At 65.4% G+C, this 18,451-nt stretch carries 20 protein-coding genes and 1 pseudogene; 7 read left to right on the top strand and 14 right to left on the bottom strand.

Going from position 1 to position 18,451, the window contains the following annotated elements:
• Positions 1 to 87: 87 nt before the first annotated feature.
• The gene (locus BR78_RS0118460) at positions 88 to 1,377 is read right to left on the bottom strand and encodes a methyltransferase family protein (RefSeq protein ID WP_029937322.1); all 1,290 of its coding nucleotides are present in this window, start codon (positions 1,375 to 1,377) and stop codon (positions 88 to 90) included.
• Positions 1,378 to 1,501: 124 nt separating this feature from the next.
• On the opposite strand from BR78_RS0118460, the gene BR78_RS0118455 reads away from it, so the two are divergent.
• The 3 genes from BR78_RS0118455 to BR78_RS20650 all read left to right on the top strand — a co-directional run bounded on the left by BR78_RS0118455 (position 1,502) and on the right by BR78_RS20650 (position 4,716).
• Positions 1,502 to 3,391: a M61 family metallopeptidase gene (locus BR78_RS0118455; RefSeq protein ID WP_029937321.1), complete on the top strand. Its 1,890-nt coding sequence runs from the start codon at positions 1,502 to 1,504 to the stop codon at positions 3,389 to 3,391.
• A gap of 34 nt (positions 3,392 to 3,425) precedes the next feature.
• The gene (gene ppa, locus BR78_RS0118450) at positions 3,426 to 4,010 is read left to right on the top strand and encodes an inorganic diphosphatase (protein WP_051683410.1); all 585 of its coding nucleotides are present in this window, start codon (positions 3,426 to 3,428) and stop codon (positions 4,008 to 4,010) included.
• Between the two features lie 187 nt (positions 4,011 to 4,197).
• The gene (locus BR78_RS20650) at positions 4,198 to 4,716 is read left to right on the top strand and encodes a DUF1345 domain-containing protein (RefSeq protein ID WP_037567167.1); all 519 of its coding nucleotides are present in this window, start codon (positions 4,198 to 4,200) and stop codon (positions 4,714 to 4,716) included.
• Positions 4,717 to 5,174: 458 nt separating this feature from the next.
• Here BR78_RS20650 and BR78_RS0118440 read toward each other — a convergent pair whose 3' ends face one another.
• The 5 genes from BR78_RS0118440 to ispG form a co-directional block, all read right to left on the bottom strand.
• The gene (locus tag BR78_RS0118440) at positions 5,175 to 5,531 is read right to left on the bottom strand and encodes a TfoX/Sxy family protein (protein ID WP_029937318.1); all 357 of its coding nucleotides are present in this window, start codon (positions 5,529 to 5,531) and stop codon (positions 5,175 to 5,177) included.
• Positions 5,532 to 5,602: 71 nt separating this feature from the next.
• Positions 5,603 to 6,079: a GNAT family N-acetyltransferase gene (locus BR78_RS0118435; RefSeq protein ID WP_029937317.1), complete on the bottom strand. Its 477-nt coding sequence runs from the start codon at positions 6,077 to 6,079 to the stop codon at positions 5,603 to 5,605.
• Positions 6,076 to 6,975 carry a DMT family transporter gene (locus BR78_RS0118430; RefSeq protein WP_029937316.1) on the bottom strand — a complete coding sequence of 300 codons (900 nt, stop codon included), beginning with the start codon at positions 6,973 to 6,975 and terminating at the stop codon, positions 6,076 to 6,078. The genes BR78_RS0118435 and BR78_RS0118430 overlap by 4 nt, the downstream gene beginning before the upstream one ends.
• Before the next feature lie 42 nt (positions 6,976 to 7,017).
• Complete coding sequence (locus BR78_RS0118425) at positions 7,018 to 7,497, bottom strand: retropepsin-like aspartic protease family protein (RefSeq protein ID WP_051683409.1); 480 nt, start codon at positions 7,495 to 7,497, stop codon at positions 7,018 to 7,020.
• Between the two features lie 45 nt (positions 7,498 to 7,542).
• Positions 7,543 to 8,667 (bottom strand): flavodoxin-dependent (E)-4-hydroxy-3-methylbut-2-enyl-diphosphate synthase, encoded by a 1,125-nt coding sequence (gene ispG, locus BR78_RS0118420; RefSeq protein ID WP_029937314.1) that lies wholly within the window; start codon positions 8,665 to 8,667, stop codon positions 7,543 to 7,545.
• 143 nt (positions 8,668 to 8,810) lie between these two features.
• Between ispG and BR78_RS0118415 the strand changes: the two are divergent.
• Positions 8,811 to 9,851, top strand: a pseudogene (locus BR78_RS0118415) (acyltransferase family protein); the annotation flags it as partial.
• Between the two features lie 60 nt (positions 9,852 to 9,911).
• On the opposite strand, the gene BR78_RS22235 reads toward BR78_RS0118415, so the two are convergent.
• The gene (locus tag BR78_RS22235) at positions 9,912 to 10,745 is read right to left on the bottom strand and encodes a LytTR family DNA-binding domain-containing protein (protein ID WP_029937312.1); all 834 of its coding nucleotides are present in this window, start codon (positions 10,743 to 10,745) and stop codon (positions 9,912 to 9,914) included.
• Positions 10,746 to 10,833: 88 nt separating this feature from the next.
• On the opposite strand from BR78_RS22235, the gene BR78_RS0118405 reads away from it, so the two are divergent.
• Genes BR78_RS0118405 through BR78_RS0118395 form a run of 3 tightly spaced genes read left to right on the top strand, consistent with a single transcriptional unit; the run spans position 10,834 to position 13,853 of the window.
• Positions 10,834 to 12,015 (top strand): acyltransferase family protein, encoded by a 1,182-nt coding sequence (locus BR78_RS0118405; protein ID WP_029937311.1) that lies wholly within the window; start codon positions 10,834 to 10,836, stop codon positions 12,013 to 12,015.
• Between the two features lie 36 nt (positions 12,016 to 12,051).
• Positions 12,052 to 13,011: an isoaspartyl peptidase/L-asparaginase family protein gene (locus BR78_RS0118400; protein WP_051683425.1), complete on the top strand. Its 960-nt coding sequence runs from the start codon at positions 12,052 to 12,054 to the stop codon at positions 13,009 to 13,011.
• Positions 13,008 to 13,853, top strand: coding sequence for a S1/P1 nuclease (locus BR78_RS0118395; protein WP_029937309.1), 846 nt, complete (start codon positions 13,008 to 13,010; stop codon positions 13,851 to 13,853). The genes BR78_RS0118400 and BR78_RS0118395 overlap by 4 nt, the downstream gene beginning before the upstream one ends.
• A gap of 252 nt (positions 13,854 to 14,105) precedes the next feature.
• On the opposite strand, the gene BR78_RS22230 is transcribed toward BR78_RS0118395, so the two are convergent.
• From BR78_RS22230 to tolB, 7 genes are all read right to left on the bottom strand, one after another.
• Complete coding sequence (locus BR78_RS22230; protein WP_029937308.1) at positions 14,106 to 14,483, bottom strand: hypothetical protein; 378 nt, start codon at positions 14,481 to 14,483, stop codon at positions 14,106 to 14,108.
• A 139-nt stretch (positions 14,484 to 14,622) separates the two neighbouring features.
• Positions 14,623 to 14,895 (bottom strand): hypothetical protein, encoded by a 273-nt coding sequence (locus tag BR78_RS20645; RefSeq protein ID WP_037567036.1) that lies wholly within the window; start codon positions 14,893 to 14,895, stop codon positions 14,623 to 14,625.
• A gap of 88 nt (positions 14,896 to 14,983) precedes the next feature.
• Positions 14,984 to 15,250, bottom strand: coding sequence for a hypothetical protein (locus BR78_RS0118375; protein WP_029937306.1), 267 nt, complete (start codon positions 15,248 to 15,250; stop codon positions 14,984 to 14,986).
• A 1-nt stretch (position 15,251) separates the two neighbouring features.
• The gene (locus BR78_RS0118370; protein WP_029937305.1) at positions 15,252 to 15,458 is read right to left on the bottom strand and encodes a hypothetical protein; all 207 of its coding nucleotides are present in this window, start codon (positions 15,456 to 15,458) and stop codon (positions 15,252 to 15,254) included.
• A 10-nt stretch (positions 15,459 to 15,468) separates the two neighbouring features.
• Complete coding sequence (locus tag BR78_RS0118365) at positions 15,469 to 16,374, bottom strand: SPFH domain-containing protein (RefSeq protein ID WP_029937304.1); 906 nt, start codon at positions 16,372 to 16,374, stop codon at positions 15,469 to 15,471.
• Positions 16,375 to 16,504: 130 nt separating this feature from the next.
• Complete coding sequence (pal, locus tag BR78_RS0118360; protein WP_029724669.1) at positions 16,505 to 17,014, bottom strand: peptidoglycan-associated lipoprotein Pal; 510 nt, start codon at positions 17,012 to 17,014, stop codon at positions 16,505 to 16,507.
• A 66-nt stretch (positions 17,015 to 17,080) separates the two neighbouring features.
• Entirely contained in the window at positions 17,081 to 18,451 is a 1,371-nt protein-coding gene (gene tolB, locus BR78_RS0118355) for a Tol-Pal system beta propeller repeat protein TolB (protein WP_029937303.1), read from the bottom strand.

The raw sequence follows: 18,451 nt of genomic DNA, 5'->3' as shown, positions 1-18,451 counted from the left end.
TCGTGATCAAATGCCCAAGACTTCGCATATGTGCGAAATGACACGAAGGCTAGTCCCGCGCGACAAGTTGACGACTATTCGCAGCGTTCAACGCCGGCCGATGATCCGGTCGAACAGGCGCGGCACCGGCGCGTTGCGCGCCATCCACGCCGAATATTCCTGATAGGCGGGATCGCTGCCGAGGTGGCGCTCCTCGGTCCGTGCGCGCCAGTAATAGACGCCGCTGACGCAGGCCATCACCGCGGCATTGCGGACCGCGTCGTGCCAGTTGGTGGTGGCGAGGAACGGCATGGTCGATAGCCACCAGAACAGGTTCTTCGAGAGATAAGCCGGATGCCGCGTCCAGGCATAGGGGCCGTGGGTGAGGACGCCGCGATGCGTGAGGTTCGAGAAGCGGATCCCGAAGGCGATCGTCGCCCAGGCATAGATCGCGGTCAGGACCACCAGCACCGCACCGAGCACCGGCAACAGCCACGGATAGTTGCCCAGCCAGTACGACCAGTCGGCAGTGCCCTGATGATAATCGAGCGGCCCTCCCTCGCCCATCAGCAGGAAGGGCGGATAGCAGATCAGCGCCGCGGTCCAGCCGGCGGCATAGGGATTGGCCGTGCGGATATGCGCGTCGAGCGGGCGGAAAGTGAGGATGTACCCCGCGGTGGCGAACGCCACGTCGATCACGAACATGAAGGTGACGCAGTACATTGCCAGCGCCACCGGATCGCCCAGCACGCCCATCGGATCGATCGACACGAATTCGGCGAAGCCCGGCGGGACGATCGCGACCATGAAGGCGAGGAAGAACGCCTTCACAGCCCAACTGCGCAGATGGTTGAAGATCGCCTCGCGGTCCCAGCCCTCCACGCCCATCGCCCAGGCGCCGAGCGACCAGGCGCCGTCGCGCGGCTCGGTCAGCTTCCGGTCGAGCCACAGCACATAGGGTATCGACAGCACGAACAACGCCGGCGCCACCGCGACGAAGCACGACATTGCGAAGGGATAGTTCGCATAGCGCGTCTCCCCCCACACGCGGCTCAGCACATAGATTGCGGCGATCGCGCCCCAGGTCAGCCACAGCCCGGTAAGCTTGGTCACCGAAATGTCGATGGTCTCGCGCCACGGACGCTCGAGGCTCCAGTCGATGCCGGTGGAGGGATTGCGATGGACCTTGTCGACCGCGAGGGACCAGATCACCATCGGCATCGCGCAGGCAGCCACGTTGACCAGAGCCGAAAACGGCCCGTCGAGCCTGAAGACATGCGCGACGACCACCCAGGCCGTCATTCCCGCCAGCCCGACAAGGCCGACGGCACCGCTCACTGCCGAGCGCGGACGCGGATCGGCCTTGGCGCGCGCGGCGAGTGCGGGATCGTGATACATGGCCGAAACATCTAGGCCGCAATGGTTAGGGAGCGGTGAAGGATGCGGCGGGCCCGTACGCCCCTTTACCGCCTGTGATTTCCAGTCCTAAGTGCCACCATCCCCTCCGATGAGGTCGCCAACAATGCATCGTGCGCTGCCGTTCGCCGCTCTTCTTCTCGCCACCACCGCCCCCGCCATCGCGCAGAATTCCGCACCCCAGCCGGTGCCGATCGTCGACACGATCCCCGAAGCGCGCGACATGGCCTATCCGGGCACGATGCTGCTCGACATCGACGCGACCGATACCCAGCGCGGCATCTTCCGTGTCAAGCAGACCATTCCCGTGGCGAAGAGCGGCCATATGGTGCTGCTCTATCCCAAATGGCTTCAGGGCAAGCACGGCCCGCGCGGCGAGATCGAGAAGCTGACCGGCCTGCAGATCCGCGCCAATGGCAAGCCGGTCGCCTGGAAGCGCGATCCCGTCGACGTCTTCGCCTTCCATATCGACGTGCCCGCCGGCGCGAAGAAGCTCGATCTCGAATTCCAGTTCGCCTCGGCCACGTCGGGCGATCAGGGCCGCATCGTCATGACGCCCGCGATGATGAGCCTCCAGTTCAATTCGATGAGCCTCTATCCGGCGGGCTATTTCGTGCGCCGCATCCCGGTGCAGGCCAGGGTCAAATATCCCGATGGCTGGTCCGCCGCCTCGGGCCTGCCTTCGAAGGCCACCGGATCGACCTACGCCTACGAGAAGACCAATTACGAAGTGCTGGTCGATTCGCCGGTGCTCGCGGGCCGCTATTACCGCCCGATCGAACTCAGCCCGCGGGTGACGCTCGACGTCTTCGCCGACAGCCCGGAGGAACTCGAGGCCAAGCCCGAGCAGATCGACGCGCACAAGCGCCTCGTCGATCAGGCGGTCAAGACGATGGGGTCGCAGCAATACGACCATTATCACTTCCTGCTCTCGATCAGCGACGAGCTCGGCGGAATCGGCCTCGAGCATCACCGCAGTTCCGAGAACGGCGTGAAGCCGGGCTATTTCATCAAGTGGGACGACAATCCCACCGGTCGCAACCTGCTGCCGCACGAATATACGCATAGCTGGGACGGCAAATATCGCCGCGGCGCCGATCTCTGGGCGCCCGATTACCGCACGCCGACCCGGGGCTCGCTGCTGTGGGTCTATGAGGGCCAGACCCAGTTCTGGGGCTATGTCTTCCAGGCGCGCTCGGGGCTGGTGACGAAGGAGAACACGCTCGAATCCTATGCGTCGATCATGGCCAGCCTCGACAATCGTCCCGCCCGCACCTGGCGCCCAATGGCCGACACCACCAACGATCCGGTGATCACGCCGCGCGCGCCCAAGGGCTGGGTGAGCTGGCAGCGCTCCGAAGATTATTACAACGAGGGCCTGCTGATCTGGATGGAAGTCGATTCGATCCTGCGCGAGCAATCGAAGGGCACGAAGTCGATCGACGACTTCGCCCGCGCCTTCTTCCAGGGCCGCGACGGCGATTATGGCGAAGTGACCTACACTTTCGACGACGTCGTCCGCACGCTGAGCGCGATCCAGCCCTATGACTGGCGCACGTTGCTCGATCAGCGCGTGAACCAGGTGTCCGAGCGCGCGCCGCTCGCCGGCTTCGAGCGCAACGGCTACAAGCTCGTCTATACCGAGGAGCCCAACAAGGCGCCGCCCAAGACCAGCGTCGACCTCGCTTACTCGCTCGGACTGACGCTCGGCGCCAAGGGCATCAGCAGCGTCGCGTGGGACAGCCCCGCTTTCGATGCGGGCATCGATCTGGGCGACGAGATCATCGCGGTGAACGGACGCGCCTATACCGGCGACCGGCTCAAGCAGGCAGTGAAGGATGCCAAGGGCACGAAGGACCCGATCAAGCTGCTCCTGAAGAGCGGCGATCGCTACCGTGAAGTCGCCATCGACTATCATGACGGGCTTCGCTATCCGCACCTCGTGAAGACGGCCACGGGAGAGGCTGGCCTCGACAAGCTGCTGCAGCCCCGCTGAGACGGGGCGCGGCGCCAACCAAGCAAGGTCCGAAATGCGTATCGACTTGATTCCGGTGGGCGAGAACCCGCCGCACAACCTCAACGTCATCATCGAAGTCCCGACCGGCGGCGAGCCGGTAAAATATGAGTTCGACAAGGCCAGCGGCGCGCTGTTCGTCGATCGGATCCTGCACACGCCGATGCGTTATCCGGCGAATTACGGCTTCGTGCCGCACACCCTCTCGCCCGACGGCGATCCGCTCGACGCGCTGGTGATCGCACGCTCGCCGTTCGTGCCGGGCTGCGTCGTCCGCGCCCGCCCGATCGCAGTGCTCAACCTCGAGGACGAGGCCGGCGGCGACGAGAAACTGGTCTGCGTGCCCGACGACAAGACCTTCCCCTATTATTCGGACATCGAGGAAAAGGACGATCTGCCCAGCATCGTGATGGAGCAGATCGAGCACTTCTTCACGCACTACAAGGACCTCGAGAAGAAGAAATGGGTGCGCGTCGGCACCTGGGGCGGCGCCGAGGATGCGCGCCGGATTACCATCGAGGCGATCGAGCGCTACAACACCAGCAAGACGGCAGCGGCGGAATCGGTCGACGCGACCGGCGTCGACACGCCGCAGGGCTGAAGCGCCCTCTCCCCCGTCGGGGGAAGTGGCGAAAGGCCATGGAGGGGCGGCGATGGCACGAAGGAATTCCGCGCAAGGCAAGGCGATCGGCAATCTGATCGCCCCGCCGCGTTTCCTGCTGTTCCTCGCCGCCACTGCCGTGGCGTCCTTCTTCGCAATCCCCGCGCTGGGACTGCGCGACGGCGTGATGGTCGGGTTCGACGCCGGCGCCGCGATCTTCCTCCTGTCCGTGCTGCCGCTGCTCGGCCATCGCTCGGACGACATGCGCCGCTCGGCGAGCCGCAACGACGCCAACCGGCTGCTATTGCTGTTCCTCACGCTCGCGGTGAGCCTCGTCGTCCTCGTCGCGGTCGCCAGCGAATTGATGCAGGGGGAAACGCCGGACATGCGGGCGATCGCGCTGATCATCGGCACGCTGGTGCTTTGCTGGGTGTTCAGCAACACCGTCTACACGCTGCATTATGCCCATCTCTATTCCCGTCCCCGCCACGGCGGCGACGCCGCGGGCCTCGAATTTCCGGGAACGCCCGAGCCCGATTATTGGGACTTCGTCTATTTCGCCTTCTGCCTGGGCATGACCTTCCAGACCAGCGACGTCAGCGTCACCGACCGCGGCATCCGCAAGGTGGTGACCCTGCACTGCCTCGCCGCGTTCGTGTTCAATCTCGGCATCGTCGCGTTCACGATCAACGTGCTGGGGGGATGAGGGCGATGGGCGAGGGGTTCGCTAAGGCGGGCTAGCGGATCTTCCGATCCTCCCCGGCACGGGGAGGATCAACGGTGGCCGCATCCGCGGCGACTGCAGGCTTCACCCGCGCCTTTCGATGTCTCCGCATCAACCCTTGCAATGTAGGATTTCACCTGCTGCGTTGGCGCCGCTGGAAGAAGTTCCGCCGCTCTTTGACAGGTCCGCAACCCCGCTCCGCTTCGCGAAAGAATATTGCGAGATGCGCATCGTTTCCGCCAAAAGAGTCAACTTAACGCCCGACGCCGCCCTAGGTTGAGGACTCATATCGTCGTCACCTCGGCCTTGAGCCGGGGCGCCTTCAGGCCGGGCAGGAGAAGCGGGATCCCGGCTCAAGCCTGTCCTGGGCGCCTGCCTTGCAGGCAGTCGAAGGAGCCGGGATGACTGAAATTTATCAGCAGCTTGTATGGGTTCTCAACCTAGCTTTTCTTCGGTTTCTTCTTCGGCGCCCTCTGCCCGGCTGCGATCCCTAGCGCTGCCCATTCGCGAAGCGCATCGGCATCGTCATAGGCGTCGCTGGGCGCGCGGCGGTAGTTCATCGTGTCGGACATGCCGGTCGAGAAGGTGACGCTGAAGCGTTCGCTATATCCCGCCTCGTCCCAGATCGCATTGCTCTCCTCGTCGGCCTTGAACCAGAGTTCGCCGTCGTGGACGATCGCGAAAATGGTGCCATCGAGATAGAGCGTCGCACCGCCCATCATCCGGCGCATCGTCACCGTGCCGACCGGTTCGAGCGCCTCGGTCACCCAGGCGACAAGACCTTCGTCAACCGCCATCACTGCACCGCCAGCTTGAGACCGGCGGGGCACGCGACCACCCCAGGGACCAGCCAGATCCAGGCCATCTTCTATCTCCCCGCGAGCTTCACCAGCGCATCGCCCGCAACGCGCTGGACGCGCCATTCGTCCATGCCGACCGCGCCCATCGCACGGTAGAAATTGATCGCCGGCTCGTTCCAGTCGAGCACGGCCCATTCGAACCGCCCGCAACCGCGATCGAGCGCGATCCCCGCGAGGTGCCGCAGCAACGCGGTACCCACGCCCGCCCCGCGCGCGGCCGGCGTGACGTACAGGTCCTCCAGATAGATGCCCGGCCGCCCGGTCCAGGTCGAGAAATTCTGGAAGAACAAGGCAAAGCCCATGGGCGCCCCTTCGCGCTCGGCGATCACTGCTTCGGCCGCGGGGCGCTCGCCGAACAAGGCGCGCTCGAGCATGTCCTCGGTCGCCAGAACCGCCTCGGGCTCGCGCTCGAATTCGGCGAGCTCGCGCACGAGGCGCAGGATCAGCGATACGTCTTCGGGAGTGGCGGGACGGATTCGGGTCATGAAAGAGCAGCCTCTGCTTCGGGAGCGGCGCCGTGGCCGCGTTGCCTGCGCGCCGCGAGCAGACAGCCCGCGACGATCAATATCGTGCCACCCACGGTGGCGATGGTGACCTTCTCGCCGAACATCCACCAGCCCATCAGCGAAGCCCAGATGAACGCGGTATATTCAACCGGAAGCAAAACCTGCGCCTCGGCACGGGCATAGGCCCAGGAAAGCAGCAGCAGCGATATGATCGCGAGCAATGCGGCCACGCCGATCCCCGGCCAATGCTGTGCCGCCGGCACCGCCAGCCACCACGGCGCCGCCAGCGCGAGCAGCCCGAGCACGAACAGATTCTGGAAGAAGGCGATCTCGAGCGGCTTGGCCAACTGCGCCTGGTGCCGCGCGACGACGAGGTTCATCGCATAGACCACCGCTGAGAAAAGCACCGCGCCCATGCCGACAAGTGTCTCATGACTATGCGTGCCGCCGATCCGCCCGGCCACGACCACCGCCACGCCGGCGAGCCCGAGCAGCGAGCCCCACACCGATTGCGCGCCGATCCGCTCGTGCAGGAAGACCGCGGCGAGCCCGAGCGCGATCAGCGGCGCGATGAACGACAAGGCGATCGCTTCGGCAAGCGGCACCCGGACGATGCCCCAGAAGAACGAGATCGCCATTGCCGCGACGAGGACGCTGCGCGCGAAGTGCACCTTCATCGTCCCGCGGCTCGGCAATTTCGGTCGCGTGAAGGCATAGACCATGCCGGTCAGCAGCACCGCGATGCCGAGCCGCCAGACCAAAGTATTGTACGCGCCGATCTCGATCGACACGGCCTTCATCACCGCGTCCATGATCGAATAGAACGCTATTCCGGCCGACGCCGCACCCAGAGCAACAGTGGCAGGAACCCGCATGCTGCGCGCATAGCGGGCGCACGCGGCCGCGTCACGGCCTGTCTAGCGGAGCCGCATCTCGTCGCCGGTCAGATGGACCGATCGCAGCTTCCGCAAATAGGACTGGCCGAGCAGCGAAACGTCGAGATCCTCGATCACTGCCGCGTGCACGTCGCGCACGCGCTTGCCGTCGAGGACGATGTCGTCGATCATGACGTGCTGGCCATAGGCATCGCCCGAGGCGCCCCGCGCCACCACTACGAACTGCTCGGGATCGAACCTGACCTTGGCGCGCCGCGCGTCATCGAGCGTGAGCGCGACCATGTCTGCACCGGTGTCGACGACGAATTTGACCATCTCGCCGTCCACTTCGGCGAAGGCGAAGAAATGCCCGTTATTGTCGGAGTGGATCACGGTCTCCACCGGCACGTCGGCGGGCTCGGCCGCAACCGCCGCGACGGCAGGTGCCGGGGCGCGCTTCATCGGCGCCATCACGCCGATGACGCCCCCAATCGCGATGACCGAGATGAATGCCCAGCGCATGTCGGCGCGCAGACTAATCGACGCGCCTTACCGGACGGCTAACGCCTATTCCGCAGCCTGCGCGGCGGCGCTCTCCGCGGCTTCGATCTCGGCCGCCTTGGCTTCGACCAGCTGCACGATGTGCGCGATCATGTCGGCGTCCTGGACATGGTGATCGGTGACGCCCGACAGATAGACCATGTGCTTGCCGTTGCCGCCGCCGGTGATGCCGATATCGGTCTCGCGGGCCTCGCCGGGGCCGTTGACGACGCAGCCGAGCACCGAGAGCGACATCGGCGTGCGGATGTGTTGGAGCCGCTCCTCCAATGCCTGGACGGTGCGGATCACGTCGAAGCCCTGCCGCGCGCAACTCGGGCAGCTCACCACGCGCACGCCGCGATTGCGGATGCCCAGCGCCTTGAGGATCTCGAAGCCGACGCGGACTTCCTCCTCCGGTTCCGCCGACAAGGACACGCGGATCGTGTCGCCGATCCCGTACCAGAGCAGGGAGCCGATCCCGATCGACGACTTGACCGTCCCGCCGACGAACCCGCCCGCCTCGGTGATGCCGAGATGCAGCGGGCAATCGACCTGATCGGCGAGCTGCTGATAGGCAGCGACCGCGAGGAACAGGTCGCTCGCCTTCACCGCCACCTTGAACTCGTGGAAATCGCGGTCCTGGAGCAATTTGATGTGATCGAGCGCGGACTCGACCAACGCCTCCGGGCACGGCTCGCCATATTTTTCGAGCAGGTCCTTTTCGAGGCTGCCCGCATTGACTCCGATCCGGATCGCGCAGCCATTGGCCCTGGCGGCGTTGACCACTTCGTTGACGCGATCGGCCGAGCCGATGTTGCCGGGATTGATCCGCAGGCAGGCGGCGCCGGCATCAGCGGCCTCGAGCGCGCGTTTGTAGTGGAAATGGATGTCGGCGACGATCGGCACGCGCGCGGCGCGAACGATCTGCTTGAGCGCCGCGGTGCTCTCCACATCGGGACACGAGACGCGGATGATGTCGACTCCGGCATCCTCGCAGCGGCGGATCTGATCGATCGTCGCCTTCGGATCGCTCGTCGGGGTGTTGGTCATCGTCTGCACCGTCACCGGCGCGTCGCCGCCCACGGGGACGTTGCCCACCATGATCTGGCGGCTGGGACGGCGGACGATATCGCGCCAGGGGCGGACGGACATGGACTTCCTTGCTAACGCTTTGCTTACTCGGGTCGCATATAGCCCTCCATGCCCCGCCGCGAAAGGCGCGAGTGCCCAAGGACAAGGCTTTGACAGCGCCGAGCGCGACCACCGAGATACCACGGAGCCAGCGCCATTACGGCATGGACTGGCTGCGCATCGCCGCGTTCGGCCTGCTGATCGTCTATCACGTCGCGATGGTGTTCGCGCCCTGGGCATGGGTGATCAAGACCAGCCACAGCTATCCGCAGCTGATCGCGCCGATGGCGCTGCTGACGCCGTGGCGGCTGCCCTTGCTGTTCGCGGTATCGGGCTATGCCTCGCGCAAGTTGTTCGATCGTTCGGGCGACGCGCCGGGCTTCGCCCGCGCGCGCGTGGTGCGGCTGCTGGTGCCGTTGGCGTTCGGCATGGCGGCAGTCGTCCCGGTCGAGATGTGGGTGCGGGTGCTGGAAACGGGCTATCCGCACGGCTATCTGCGCTTCTGGGCCGTGGATTATTGGCGCGCCGGCAGCTTTTACGGCCGCGAATTTCCGAGCTGGGAGCATCTCTGGTTCGTCGCCTATCTCGCCGCATACAGCCTGTTGCTCGCGGGCGCGCTGACATGGCGCGGATCGTGGGTGCTGACCGCGCTCGCGGGCGCTGCGGAGTGGCTCACCCAGGGATGGCGGCTGTTCTGGGTTCCGGTCGCCGCATTGGTCACCTTGCGGATCGGCCTGTTGTTCGTCGTGCCCGAGCGACAGGGGCTGGTGTCCGACTGGGGCGGCCACAGCCAGTATCTGCCGCTGTTCCTGTTCGGCTTCGCGCTGGCCGGCGCACCGCAATTGTGGCACGCGGTCTCCCGTATCTGGAAAGCCGCGACGGCCCTGGCCGCGATCGCCGGCGCGGCGGTGGTCGCGATCGAAGTCGCCTATCCCGGCACCGCCATCCCGCCACACGCGCTGATGGCGCTCGATCGCGCCGCGCGCGTGGCGATGGCGTGGAGCATGATCCTCGCGCTGTTCCACGTCGCCGAGACGTGGTGGAACCACGATCACGCCTGGCGCAAGCCGCTCGCAGAGGCGGTGTTCCCCTTCTACATCGTCCACCATCCGGCGATCGTGCTGTTCGCCTGGTACAGCCTGCCGCTGGACCTCAACCCGTTCGCCGAATTCGCACTGCTGCTCGCGGGCACGGCGGCCGTCTGCTTCGCCACCTATGCGATCGGCCGCCGCATCGGCTGGCTGCGGCCGCTGATCGGCCTCAGGTCAAAGCCCGCCGCGATAGCGCCGGCTGCCGCGCAGCGTCGCGCCGCTCTCCAGCGTGAGGGTGAAATCGCCGCTCTTGTCGGTCTCGATGCTGCGTACCGCGGCGCGGCGGACGATGCGGCCGCGATGGATCCGTACGAAGCCCGGGCCTAGCCGTTCGGCCAGCGCCGCCAATGTCGAGCGGTGGAGCAATGTTCGCCCTCCCCACACGATCTCGACATAATTGCCCGCTGCCGACGCCGATTCGATCGCCTCGGCCGGAACGCGGTGCGTGACGCTGCCATCCGCCACCAGCAGCACGTCGCTCTCAGGGGAGGTAACCAGCGTGGGCCGTGCGAGCAACCACTGCGCAAAAGCAAGGAACAACGCCGCCAGCAGATAGGTGGCGGCGTCCTTGCGATATTCGTAGAGCAGAGTCATCGGCCACGACCCGAAGTCGTAGCGCTCGCCACCGGCGGCGTAGACGAACATGCGCAAGGCGACCATCGCCAGAACATGCACGAGCGACACCGGCACCGTCGCGAGCGCATGGAGCAACACCGCGACCGGCCACGAAAAGCGCGGCGGGCGCACACGCGCCACCAGCCAGCCGAGCACCGGCATCAGCGCCAGCCACACGACGACACTGGTCAGCTGCCACGTCCAGACATGCGCCCGGCTCTCGGCCACGCCGAGCTTGGCCATGTCCTCGACCGTCGATTCGACATTGGCGATCGACTGGACGACGAGGAAGCCGATCAGCCCCAAAGCAAGCCACAGCAGCCGGCGGCGGCGAAGGCCTTCGCCGCTCGTCACGCCTTCGCCGCCGTTCGTCCCTGCCCCGATTTCGCCCATCCCAGCCCGTCCGCCGCTTCTCCCTTCTCGATACCGGGCCGCATCGCGCGCCGCTAGCCGATTGCGCACCGACATCGGGAGGCATGGAATGGAACGGCATTACGGGATGGACTGGCTGCGGATCGGCGCGTTCGCGCTGCTGATCCTCTATCATATCGGCATGTTCTTCGTGCCATGGGACTGGCACGTGAAGACCGCGGAGCCCCTTCGCTGGGTGCAGCTGCCGATGCTCGCGACCAACGCGTGGCGGCTGCCGCTTCTGTTCACGGTCTCGGGTTTCGCAACCGCCGCGGTGCTGGGCAAGTCGACGGGATCGGGAAGCTTCCTGCGCGACCGTACCGCGCGGCTCATCGTGCCCACGATCTTCGCGGCGCTGCTGATCATCCCGCCCCAGCCCTGGATCGAGCTGGTGACGCAGCACGGTTACGCCGCGAGCCTCGCGCATTTCTGGGCGTATGATTATTTCCGCTTCGGCACGCTCGACGGGATCGTGCTGCCGACGTGGCAGCATCTGTGGTTCGTCGTGTACCTCTGGGCCTATACGCTCGCGCTCGTCGCGATCCTGACGCTCACGCCGGGCGCGGCGCGGGCGAGCTTCGCGCGCTTCGCCGACGATCTGCTGAGCGGCCCCGGATTGCTGGTCGTCCCGCTCGCCTGGCTGGCGGTGCACATGACGATCGGCGGGCCGAACGCGGAGCCGACCCACGCGCTGGTCGGCGACTGGACGGCGCATCGCATGTATTTCCCGGCCTTCGCCTTCGGCTTCTTCCTCGCCGATGCGCCGCGCACCTGGGCGGCGATCCGGCGCTCGTGGCGGGTCGCCGGCCTGCTCGCGATCCTGGGTTATGGCGTGGTCGCGAGCATCCTGCTGGTGTGGATGGCGGGCATGGTGCCCGACACCGAACTCCGGCTGCCCTTCGCGGCGGGAAGGCTGACGATGGGCTGGTGCGCGATCGTCGCGCTGATCGGCCTCGCCGACCGCTTCTGGAACCGCGACCATCCCTGGCGGCGGACGCTCACCGAAGCGGTATTCCCCTTCTACATCATCCACCAGACCGTCATCGTGGTAACGGGCTGGTACCTGCTGCGCTTCGCGCTTCCGGCAGGAGCCGAGTTCGTCGCTTTGCTCGCCGCAACCGTTGCGGGCTGCTGGCTGTTCTATCTCGGCGGCCGCGAGATCGGCTGGCTGCGCCCGCTCATCGGCCTCCGCCCGCTGGCGCGGCGTCCGCGATCTGCTACGGAAGCGGCATCGCTTTCGGGAGTGCCGTGAATGCGCCTCTTGCCTCTCTTGCTCGGAGCCCTTCTCATGCCGCTGGCTGCCCAAGGCCAAACCCCGCAAAAGCCCAAATGGACGCTCGTCATCCATGGCGGCGCCGGGATTATCGAGAAGGGCCGGGTAACTCCCGAGCAGGAGGCCGGCATTGCCGCCGGCCTCAATGCCGCGCTTGATGCGGGATCGAAGGTACTCGCGGGCGGAGGCAGCTCGCTCGACGCGGTGCAGGCGGCAGTGCAGGTGCTCGAGGACGATCCGCACTTCAATGCCGGCCGCGGCGCGGTCTTCACCTGGGACGGGCGCAACGAACTCGACTCCGCGATCATGGATGGCCGCGACCGCGCCGCGGGCTCGGTCGCGGGCGTCACCACTACCCGCCATCCGGTCGCGGCCGCGCGCGCAGTCATGGAAAAGAGCCCGCACGTCATGCTCTCGGGCGCCGGTGCCGATCAGTTCGCGCGCGAACAGGGGCTCGAGCAGGTAGACAATAGCTGGTTCGGTACGCCCGAGCGCCGCAAGCAGCTCGACAAGATGAAGACCAACGACAAGCTCGGCTGGTTCGACGTCGACTTGAAATACGGCACCGTCGGCGCGGTCGCGATGGATGCGGAGGGCCATGTCGCCGCCGCAACCTCGACCGGAGGGCTCACCGGCAAGCGCTGGGGCCGCATCGGCGACGCCCCGATCATCGGCGCGGGCACTTATGCCGACGACCGTGCCTGCGCCGTCTCGGCAACGGGTGCCGGCGAATTCTTCATCCGCGAAGGCGTCACCCACGAGATCTGCGCCCGCGTGCGCTTCAAGGGCGAGACGCTGCAACAGGCGGCCGAGACGGTGATGGCCGAGGTCAAGGCGCTGGGCGGCAGCGGCGGCGTGATCCTCACGGGCCCGAACGGCGAAATGGCGTGGACCTTCAACACGCCCGGCATGTATCGCGGCCGCGCTTCCTCCAGCGGCGACCGGCTGGTCGCATTCTATGGTGACGACAAGTGAAGCGACTCTTGATCCTGCTCGCCGCGCTGCTCGGTTTCGGCGCGGCGGCTTCGCCCGCCGCCGCGTATTGGGAATATGGCCACGAGACCGTCGCCGCGATCGCATATCGCAACGTGACCCCGGCGGTGCGCATCGAAATCCGCGAATTGCTCAGGCATCAGGCGCTGCTCGAGACGCCCACTTGCCCCGCGCGGACGATCGAGGAAGCCAGCATCTGGGCCGATTGCATCAAGGAGCTCGGGCCACGCTTCAGCTACGCGTATAACTGGCACTATCAGAACGTGAACATCTGCAAGGATTTCACGCTCAAAGGCAATTGCCCCGACGGCAATTGCGTCTCCGCGCAGATCGAGCGCGCAGTGAAGCTGCTCAAGGACCGCAAGGTGCCGGTGCGCGAACGCGTGATGGCGCTGGCGTTCCTCGTCCATTTCGTCGGCGATCTCCACCAGCCGCTCCATGCCGGCGACCGCGGCGATCTCGGCGGCAATCGCGCTAAATCGACCTATGGCATCTATTCGACCGACCGGCTCAATCTCCACAGCATCTGGGACGGGCTGCTCGCCGAACGCGCCATCTCCACCCCGCCCTCGTTGATCCGGGTCTATTCGCCCGACGAGCGCGCGGCTGTGAACGGGGGAACGGTCGAGGACTGGAGCCGCGACAGCTGGCAGATCGCCCGCGACGTCGCTTATGCCAGTGCCTATGGCGACCCGTGCGGCCCGGTCCCCGAACGCGCGAAGCTCGACGAAGCGACCATCGAGAAGCTGATCGAACCCGCGCGCCGGCAATTGGTCAAAGGCGGGCTGAGGCTCGCCCGGCTGCTCGACGAGGCCTTGGGCTAACCTGAAAAGCTTCCCCTAGGGGGCTCAAGTTAGGCCGTGAACAATAAGCGCTGCAAACATGCAGGTGAGGTTGCGGCCTAAGGTCACGGACGAGCGCAGCTGTGCGATCGAGCCGGATGCAGAGGTCGAAAGGTGCATGCATCTTAGGATCTCGGGAATCCGCCATTTCGGAATAATTCGGATGCGCTCAGGTCACGTCTCTATAAACTGCAAATGTCTCCACTGGCTAAACAAGAGGTGATCGCTGCCTGCTCAAAGCTGACATTGTATTCCCTGAGAGAACACATAATTTAGATAGTCATAGTAAGCCGCGTTGGATATCAGTGCTTCATTGTGCAAAAGCTGATATTCGTTCTCGATTGTGTTTTTAGTGTCTTCGTACTGATAGGTGCATTCACGCATAGCGTACTCCCCCCCTCCAGGCGCCATAATACGCTGGCATTGCAGCCAAGCTTCGTACGCATCTCCCAACTTCGTATAGTAATTATAATCATTCTCAGCGCTCTGCGCTGCCTGGGCGATGCCCCAGAGTCTTTGCAATTCGGTGCACTCGTAGGTGTCGGCACTGGCTGCGCCTGACAGACCAAAACATGCAACCAGAGTGAGGAGAGTCTTGCAAAGGTTACGCATAGATTTCCCCGCAAATTGAACCGAGTTCTTCGGTGTCTCACGATTCTTATGACTTGGCAACACGGATGACTATCCCGTCTATGCCCGCTTTGGCAGTTACCGAGGCGTGCCCAAAGTACTCGAGCGAACTATCTTTGTGCTAGTCCTTCTCACCCCAGCGCCAACGCCAGCCGCCGTCGGTCTTGAGCCAGCACGCCCACAGAAAGCCGCCGAACAGCGGAATGAACAGCAAATGGTAGAGCGCGCTGCGATGCTCGGCGAGCCTGGCGATTCCGCCGGCGACCAGCAGCATTCCCAAGGTCAGCAGCCAGCCCTGCCAGGTCGCGGGGACCACGCCCCAGCCATAGCGCTTCTGCGCGAACCAATAGCCCGGGCGGACGCGATACCAGTCGCGGAAGCGCGCAAGCTTCATAGCAGCACCATGCCGATGGCGAGCGCCAGGGCGAAAGCGGCGACAAGCAGAGGAATCCGCCTGTGGCTGGAATGGGCGGTCATGAACATCACCGGATCTTTCCTTTCGAATCGTCGCTGGCCACCGGTACCGACAGGCGCCACACCGTGATCGTGTACAACAGCGTCGCCGAGACGATCAGCGCGGCCCATATCAGCCAGAACCGCGGATACCACTCGACGAGCAGTGCGAGACCGACGATACCCAGCGCGTAGATTGCCGAGATGAGCCAACCCATCGGGCCGGTGGGGCTGATGTTCGTGAACAGCCCCGACCCCCGCCGCACGAACCACGCGTCCTCGGATCCCTCCGGCATCTCACTCCTCCTTCGCCTTGGGCGGTCTGCCGCGCTTCGCACGCACCGGGTCCGCCAGCTTCACGCCCCGCCTGCCCAGCGCCTCGCGCAACAGGCATTCGACCTGCGCGTTGATGCTCCTCAGATCGTTCGCCGCCGAGCGCTCGATCGCCGCGTAGAGCGCGGGATCGAGGCGCAAGGGAAAGGCCTTTTTGGGTGGGGCCGACACGCGTATTTCCTTACTGGTACAGCGAGCCCGCATTGACGATGGGCTGGGTGTCGCGTTCGCCGCACAGCACCACCATCAGGTTCGACACCATCGCCGCGCGGCGCTCGTCGTCGAGCTCGACGACGTTCTTTGCCGAGAGCTGGTCGAGCGCCATCTCGACCATGCCCACCGCGCCCTCGACGAGCGTCTGCCGCGCCGCGACCACTGCCTGCGCCTGCTGGCGCCGCAGCATCGCGCCGGCGATCTCCTGCGCATAAGCAAGGTGGGTGAAGCCGCACTCGTCGACGGTGATGCCCGCGACCGCGAGCCGGGCGATCAGTTCGGCGCGCAGTTCGCTGCCGACCTGATCGTGATTGCCCCGGAGAGTCACTTCCTGATGCTCGAAATCGTCATAGGGGTAGCGCGATCCGATCGTGCGCACCGCCGCCTCGATCTGGACGTTCACGAACGCCCGGTAATCGTCGACGTCGAACAAGGCCTGCGCGGTATCGGTCACGCGCCACACCACCTGCACCGCCATCTCGATCGGATTGCCGCGCAGGTCGTTCACCTTGATCCGCTCGGAGATGATGTTGTGGGCGCGCACCGACATCTTCTTCTTGCCCATCCACGGCCAGGTCCAGCGCAGGCCGGCAGTGCGATCGGTGCCGCGATAATCGCCGAACAAGGTGATCACCGAAGCCTGGTTGGGCTGGAGCAGATAGAAGCCGATCAGGACGAACAAAAAGAGCACGCACGAGGCAAACAGCAATGAAACCACGATCGCGTCCGCCATGCGGTCGATCTGGCTGATCGCGCCCCCCGCCGCAGCGATCGCCAATAGCAACACGAGCAGCATGCCATAGCCGCTCGTGGTATGCGCCACACGCTCGGTGCTCTGCCGCAATGCGGGCGTCGCGCCACGAATGTCCGTCATTCTTCCCTCCGTTAATTGTGATATCGTATTTATATCGAACTTCGGAAAGTCGCAAGCGCAATCGGCGGACATGCGAACGCCGCCGATCCGCGAGGATCGACGGCGTCGGAAAAGGCCGTGACGGGCCGGTTCAGTTGATGACGATGGTCACCGCGCGGCGGTTCTGCGCCCAGCTGGCTTCGTCCGAGCCCAAGGCCAGCGGCCGCTCCTTGCCGTAGCTGATCGTCGTGATCCGCGTCGCCGAGACGCCGCGCGCCGCGAGATAGTTCTTCGCGGCATTTGCGCGGCGATCGCCGAGGCCGAGATTATACTCGCGCGTGCCGCGCTCGTCGCAATGACCCTCGATCGTGATCCGCGCCTCGGGATGCGCGACGAGCCACTGCGCCTGGCTGTCGAGGATCGCGCGCGCCTCCGAATCGATGTCGTACTGGTCGAGCGCGAAATGCACGGTGTCGCTGGTAACTTCGCGCTTGAACTGCTCGTTCAGCCGGCCCGCCACCGTATCGCTGCTCTCGCCGCCATCGGTGGCCGCCGGCGTCTCGGTCGGGGCCGGCGGCAGTTCGGGCGGGCGCTTCTTGGCGCAGCCCGCGGTGGCGACAAGCGCCAGGCCCAGAACCAGGCCGGTCGTCATCTTGGCCATCTAATTTCCTCCTCTACTCGTGATTCTGATTGCAACCCGATACGCACACTACGCGAGCGTAACGTTTCAGGGGCGAATGGGTCCCCAGCTCGGATCCGATCCGTCGAGCGGGGTCGGAATCTTGCGGGCATTGGCGCCGGTGAGATCGACCGACCACAGGTCGGGCCGCCCCGAGCCTTGCGTCGCGCGGAAGAACATCAGCACGCGGCCGTTGGGCGACCAGCTCGGCGCTTCGTCACCCCAGCTGTTGGTGAGCAATTTCTCGCCGCCACCGCTCGGGTTCATCACCCCGATCCGGAAGGCGCCGCCACCGGTGCGAGTGAAGGCGATCAGATCGCCGCGCGGGCTCCATACCGGCGTGGCATAGCGCCCGCCGCCGAAGCTGATCCGCTTCTGGTTCGATCCGTCGGCATTCATCACATAAAGCTGCTGGGTGCCGCCGCGATCGCTCTCGAAGACGATCTTCGACCCATCGGGCGAATAGCTGCCGCCGGTGTCGATGCCCGGCGCGTTGGTCAGCCGCTGCGGCTGGCCGCCGCTCGTGCTGATCCGATAAATGTCGCTATTCCCGGCCACCGACATCGAGAACAGGATCGAGCGGCCGTCGGGCGAGAAATGCGGCGCGAAATTCTGGCTGACATTTTCCACCAGCCGCCGGTTCGAGCGCGCCACCAGATCGTAGATCCAGATCGACGGGCGGCGGTTCTCGTAGCTCATATATACGATCGCGTTCTGCCGCGGCGACATGCGCGGCGTGAGCACGATGTTCTGGCCGTTGGTCAGGAAGCGGTGATTGGCGCCGTCCTGATCCATGATCGCCAGCTGTTTGCGGCGCTTGCCCTTGGGCCCCTGCTCGGCGACATAGACGACCTGGCTGTCGAAATAGGGACCTTCGCCGCTGAGCCGGGTGTAGATCGCATCGGCGCATTTGTGCGCCGCGCGGCGCCAGTCACCGGGCGAAACGACGAAGCCCTTGCGCACCAGCTCGCTCTGCAGCGCGACATCGTAGAGATAGCAGCCGACAGTGAGTTGGCCGTTGCCGCCGGCGCGAACATAGCCCTGCACCAAAGCCTGCGCCGAGCGCCCGGCCCACAATCCGTAGTTGGGCGCGGTGACTTCGCTATAAGCGATCGTCCCCGCCTGACCGGGGCCTTGCGTCTTGAACAGGCCGGTGTTGCGCAGATCGTCGTCGATCACCTGCGCCAGCTTGCGGCCGAGCTCGTCGGTCGAGCCCGCGGCGGTGGATGCGACGCCCGCGGCCGGCATGGCGGGGATCATCAGTACCATGTCCTTGGCGGCGGCGTTGGTCACGTCGACGCTGAGCGGCGTATCCTGCGGCTCCTGCTGCACCGGGGGAGGCACGACTTCCTGCGCGTGCGCGGCGCCCGCCGGGCCCAGCGCGAGAACGAACCCCAATGCGAAATGGCTGGCCTTCAT

This window comes from Sphingomonas sp. UNC305MFCol5.2 (assembly GCF_000712135.1).
Lineage (GTDB): Bacteria > Pseudomonadota > Alphaproteobacteria > Sphingomonadales > Sphingomonadaceae > Sphingomonas.
The sequence above is the reverse complement of the archived record's forward strand: the minus strand, read 5'-3'. Positions and strand labels throughout refer to the sequence as shown.

Coding starts and splice junctions, on each gene's coding strand:
- BR78_RS0118375 (WP_029937306.1), bottom strand. CDS start 15,250: ATGCCGGAGGGATCCGAGGACGCGTGGTTCGTGCGGCGGGGGTCGGGG.
- ispG (WP_029937314.1), bottom strand. CDS start 8,667: ATGTCCGTCCGCCCCTGGCGCGATATCGTCCGCCGTCCCAGCCGCCAG.
- BR78_RS0118460 (WP_029937322.1), bottom strand. CDS start 1,377: ATGTATCACGATCCCGCACTCGCCGCGCGCGCCAAGGCCGATCCGCGT.
- BR78_RS0118405 (WP_029937311.1), top strand. CDS start 10,834: ATGGAACGGCATTACGGGATGGACTGGCTGCGGATCGGCGCGTTCGCG.
- BR78_RS0118435 (WP_029937317.1), bottom strand. CDS start 6,079: ATGACCCGAATCCGTCCCGCCACTCCCGAAGACGTATCGCTGATCCTG.
- BR78_RS20645 (WP_037567036.1), bottom strand. CDS start 14,895: ATGAAGCTTGCGCGCTTCCGCGACTGGTATCGCGTCCGCCCGGGCTAT.
- BR78_RS20650 (WP_037567167.1), top strand. CDS start 4,198: ATGGTCGGGTTCGACGCCGGCGCCGCGATCTTCCTCCTGTCCGTGCTG.
- BR78_RS0118400 (WP_051683425.1), top strand. CDS start 12,052: ATGCCGCTGGCTGCCCAAGGCCAAACCCCGCAAAAGCCCAAATGGACG.
- pal (WP_029724669.1), bottom strand. CDS start 17,014: ATGGCCAAGATGACGACCGGCCTGGTTCTGGGCCTGGCGCTTGTCGCC.
- BR78_RS0118455 (WP_029937321.1), top strand. CDS start 1,502: ATGCATCGTGCGCTGCCGTTCGCCGCTCTTCTTCTCGCCACCACCGCC.
- BR78_RS22230 (WP_029937308.1), bottom strand. CDS start 14,483: ATGCGTAACCTTTGCAAGACTCTCCTCACTCTGGTTGCATGTTTTGGT.
- BR78_RS0118430 (WP_029937316.1), bottom strand. CDS start 6,975: ATGCGGGTTCCTGCCACTGTTGCTCTGGGTGCGGCGTCGGCCGGAATA.
- tolB (WP_029937303.1), bottom strand. CDS start 18,451: ATGAAGGCCAGCCATTTCGCATTGGGGTTCGTTCTCGCGCTGGGCCCG.
- BR78_RS0118425 (WP_051683409.1), bottom strand. CDS start 7,497: ATGCGCTGGGCATTCATCTCGGTCATCGCGATTGGGGGCGTCATCGGC.
- ppa (WP_051683410.1), top strand. CDS start 3,426: ATGCGTATCGACTTGATTCCGGTGGGCGAGAACCCGCCGCACAACCTC.
- BR78_RS0118440 (WP_029937318.1), bottom strand. CDS start 5,531: ATGGCGGTTGACGAAGGTCTTGTCGCCTGGGTGACCGAGGCGCTCGAA.
- BR78_RS22235 (WP_029937312.1), bottom strand. CDS start 10,745: ATGGGCGAAATCGGGGCAGGGACGAACGGCGGCGAAGGCGTGACGAGC.
- BR78_RS0118365 (WP_029937304.1), bottom strand. CDS start 16,374: ATGACGGACATTCGTGGCGCGACGCCCGCATTGCGGCAGAGCACCGAG.